General features: G+C 37.6%; 3 protein-coding genes. All 3 read right to left on the bottom strand.

Annotated features, from left to right (window positions below; translation table 11 throughout):
• The coding region (locus WBN20_RS16530) for a glycoside hydrolase family 130 protein (RefSeq protein WP_424282483.1) at positions 1-1,122 on the bottom strand (1,122 nt) is incomplete at its 3' end.
• A gap of 21 nt (positions 1,123-1,143) precedes the next feature.
• On the bottom strand, positions 1,144-2,397 hold the full coding sequence (locus WBN20_RS16525) for an AGE family epimerase/isomerase (protein ID WP_424282482.1): 1,254 nt from the start codon (positions 2,395-2,397) through the stop codon (positions 1,144-1,146).
• Positions 2,375-3,415 carry a glycoside hydrolase family 26 protein gene (locus WBN20_RS16520; protein ID WP_424282481.1) on the bottom strand — a complete coding sequence of 347 codons (1,041 nt, stop codon included), beginning with the start codon at positions 3,413-3,415 and terminating at the stop codon, positions 2,375-2,377. The genes WBN20_RS16525 and WBN20_RS16520 overlap by 23 nt, the downstream gene beginning before the upstream one ends.
• Between the last annotated feature and the right edge of the window lie 235 nt (positions 3,416-3,650).

Here is a 3,650-nt window from a genome sequence, read left to right as displayed (position 1 = left end):
CTTTATGGCTACACCCACCATCGAGTCTGCCGTGCCGTAGTACAGTATCCACTTGCTTTTATAATAAACTAATCCTTCAATAAAAGTAGTTCCAGCTTTATATTGCCCACTTGTTTCATGCGGAAGGCTTGGGCATATAAATGGTTCCTGAAGTCTATTGATAAGCTGGGATGGGTCCTTAATATCAAACAATGCCTGACCTCCGCAATAAGTGCCTTCAGCTACTTTTTTGCTGGCTCCTTCTCCACTTAGGTTTTTACCATTGTAAAGCAAGAGTATTCCATTCTCCGTATAAAGGGCAGGTGGTCCGGGTTCAGTTAAATGACTATCAAATTCACCAATAGTAGGATTGAATACATGCAATAATTCACCTTTTTTGTCCAAATAGGGTTCCCAATCGATGCCGTCATCAGATTGCGCTAAATTGACAAATAGCTCTCCCCAATACATTAAAAATTTTCCATTTACTTTTTTAGCGATTAACCGTCCATTTTTCAACTCTGTTACTACTGATCCGGATTTACTCCAGATTTTATTAAACTTCCCTTCTTGAAAATTTTCAAAAACCGGCCCCTGCTTGGTCCAATTCTTCAGGTCTTTTGATGTAGCACTCGATAATCGGGCCACATCATTATTCCAGCTTGTATACATCATTAAATAAGTCCCGTCGGGCATTTCTACAACTCTGGGATCTTCAATTCCCCCCGGGTAATCCCATTTGCGAAATTCATCATCTTTAGGATATAAAACAGGTTCCGGATATTTACTGAAATTTATTCCATCTGTACTGTATGCAAGACCTATGCGGGAAGTTCTTCCTCCCAAAACGGCTTCAGGGTTATCCTCGGCCCTAAAGAGCATAAAAACGGTGTCATTCCGCACTATGGCTGCAGGATTAAATACATCGGCTTTTTGCCATTGAACATCTTCATTGGTCACCGGATCCACGAAAACATAACTTGAATCTGCGGTCATAATAGGATTTATATCCGTTTTTTCGAATCCAAGCATCCACATATCAGCCTCACTAACCGTTGCCTTAGGTTTTTCTTTATTATCCTCCTTACAGGAAATAGCCGTTAAAAAACAAAAAATTAGCAATAATCGGATACTTGTTTTCATTTGTTTAAATTATTTTGGTTTTTAGTTCAAATCAGGCTGTTTCAATAACCCTACAATTTCCATACAGGCCCTGCTGTTGTGATAGGGACATTTCCATGGCCCGACCTTGTTTTCATTCCTGTAAGGTACGCCATCCTTATTTACTCTAAAAAACCATTCCCCATTAATCTTGTCTAGAATTACCTGATCGATAAAGTTCCAGATCTTTAAAGCATTGTTTAGGTATTTATTTAAACCTGTTATCTCCCAGACATACATTAAGCCAACAACAGCTTCTGCCTGTGGCCACCAGTGTTTATCAGTGTCTATTTTCATGCTATGAAGATCTATATTGTTATAAACCCCAAAATCTTTATCCAACGCCTGCATTAGAAAGGAATCGGCAATGGAAATTGCATTGGTTTCTGTAGACAATATCAGGTCTTTGTTCCCTAATTTACGAGCGGCATTCACTAATAACCATGCGGCTTCTATATCATGGCCATAAGAAACTTCAGTAGATAAAGAGTTCCAGTCGTTGCTAAAAAATAATCTAAAGTGAAAATCTTCCGTCAAAAATCTTTTTAAAATCAAATGAATTAAATGCTCGAGAGCAATACCTACTTTTTCATTTCCGCAAACTTCAAATAAGGTAGTATAGGCCTCAAGAATGTGCAAATGGGTATTCATGGTCTTACTGGCATTGAGATCCTTTTCACTGAGTCGCATATCTTCAATGGGCTGCCAATCGCGTTTAAAGGATTCAATATACCCTCCCAAATTAACATCCAGAGCTACTTTTTCTAGTTGATAAAAAATTTCCATTGCCCAATCCAGGGCAACACGGTTCAGGGAATATTTATAGTATTCAGAAAGGGAATAAATTGCAAAGGCCTGAGCGTAAGTTTGTTTTCTTGTGACAGACGGGAAACCTTTGTAATCCACCATCCAATATACTCCGCCATATTCTTCATCTTTAAATTTATCTTTTAAATAAGAAAAAGCCCTCTTACAAATCTCCAGATATTGAGTGTTTCCATAAAAATTTCCCGCTGCTGAAAAAGACCAAAGAATCCGTGTATTAAGAATTATTCCTTTTTCAGCCTTGGGGATGAGCTTGTTAAAATGATCACGCCTTCCATAAAATCCACCATAGGAACTATCTATCGTATTTAATTGCAAAAAATTTAGAATATTCTCAAGCTCCTTAGTTGATTGTTTTATAAAAGTGTCATACTTTATCTGGGCATCCTTTGATGGTTTCTGGTTGTTGTTACCTGATTTTTTTGACATCATTCAGAAATAAGACATGTGGTAAATTTTTAAATAAAATAAAATCTGATGCACTGACCTGTCCAATATAGGGTACATAGTAATGGTTCGGCCATGCATTTCTCCAAAATAAGGCCCAGCTGATCCCGCTTTTTGCTATATATGGATCAAGAACTTTTGTCCACCAGTTGGCAATTGGGATTTCATTTAAGCCTGCTTCGGAAAGAGCATATGGTTTGTTTTTATCGGATGCTACTTTTTGCAGCAGACTAATATCCTTTTTAAGGGCGTTTATAAACTCTTCAGAGTTACTGTGTTGATAGATGTCTATTCCCAATATATCTACATATAAATCGCCAGGATAATACTTAAGATAATCCTCTGTTTTTTCTAAAGTATTAGGGGAGTAGGCATAAAGTATATTGTGAACATTATACTCTTTGGTAAGAATATCAAAGGTTTCTCTCCAAAGATTAATATATTCTTCCGGGCTGCAATGGCCATTTCCCCACCAGAACCAGTTGCCGTTCATTTCATGAAATGGCCTGAAAACGACAGGAATGTCATTGCCCGAATCATCTTTAAGTCCGTTCATAAAGTTCGCCAGATTAAAGAGCCATTCCTTATATTTTTCGTGTAGACTCCCCCCTTTAAGTATTTCAGGAACCGCAGGGGTAGTATCCCAGGCACTTTTTTTTGATACCGGGTTATCGGGATGCCAGCTTAAGGTTATGATGCCCTTCGCCCTATGCGCTCTTTGAATGAGCCTTTGCATTAGTTCAAAATTTACGGTATCAAGATTTATTGAATGACCCAATTCTATGTGTCCTAATTCAAAGCCGTAAACGGCAGGATATTCTCCGGTGACATCATGAACATCACTTCTTTTCATACTTCCATCGTTTTTCCAGCCCATTCCATATGCTGTGGCATCCTGGTGTCCAAATGCATAACCCACTTTAGCAATCTCTTTAATTCTGTTGAATAAGTATTCTGTTTGTTTGCTTCCCATCTTGTCGGCCAGAGTGGCTTCCTGTTTCATTAATGCCGTTGTCGATTTACAGGACTGCAGGTAAATCAATAAAAAAATGATTTTGATCCAAGATGTAATTTTTTTACGCATGGGTAAGTATTGACCTATAAAGTTCTTTAAAAATTAATAGAATGGCTAACTAAATTCAATCATTAATCGATTTGATTTTTATCTCGTGGTAGTTTCATAGGTCTTAATGAATTATTATCGGGGAGTGCTAAAAAAAAGTGCTTAAGGATATAAA

Source organism: Eudoraea sp. (genome assembly GCF_049665975.1).
Taxonomy (GTDB): Bacteria; Bacteroidota; Bacteroidia; order Flavobacteriales; family Flavobacteriaceae; genus Eudoraea.
The sequence above is the reverse complement of the archived record's forward strand: the minus strand, read 5'-3'. Positions and strand labels throughout refer to the sequence as shown.